Origin of the sequence: Bacillus sp. AFS059628 (genome assembly GCF_002571225.1) — a bacterium.
Classification (GTDB): domain Bacteria; phylum Bacillota; class Bacilli; order Bacillales; family Bacillaceae_G; genus Bacillus_A.
The window spans coordinates 1-415 of the sequence record NZ_NVEC01000165.1 but is presented as its reverse complement, the minus strand read 5'-3'; the positions used below and the strand labels follow the sequence as shown (position 1 = coordinate 415).

1 pseudogene is annotated in these 415 nt (G+C 38.8%); it reads right to left on the bottom strand.

Features of this window, described 5'->3' with window-relative positions:
* A pseudogene (locus COL05_RS30795) lies at positions 1 to 415 on the bottom strand (enterotoxin); the annotation flags it as partial.

Genomic DNA, 415 nt, shown 5'->3' with positions numbered 1-415 from the left:
CCCATTGCAGTTAATACACGACCACCATACGTACCATTCTCACCTGGATGCGCTGTATACGCTGTCGCTTCTACTGTTATTTCACGTCCACCAGCAGGTGCACTTGTTTGAGTAGATTTCGCAACTTGTTTCGTAGTTGACTGCTGTTTTACCACAGGTTTATTTGATTCTACATTCTTAACAGACTCTTCGTTCTTAACTACTTTATTATTCTTAACCGGCGTATTTACTCTTACTGGCGCTTCTTCTTGCGCTACAACTTCTTTCTTTTCAATTACAGGTGCCGTCCCTGCTAAAAATGGCACGTAAACATATCCTGTTTTTCCATTATAGTCAAATTGCAACCATTCATTTTGAACTTGATTTGTCGTTTCGATTACATCATTTTTATTCAGTTTACCAAGAATTTCTGAGT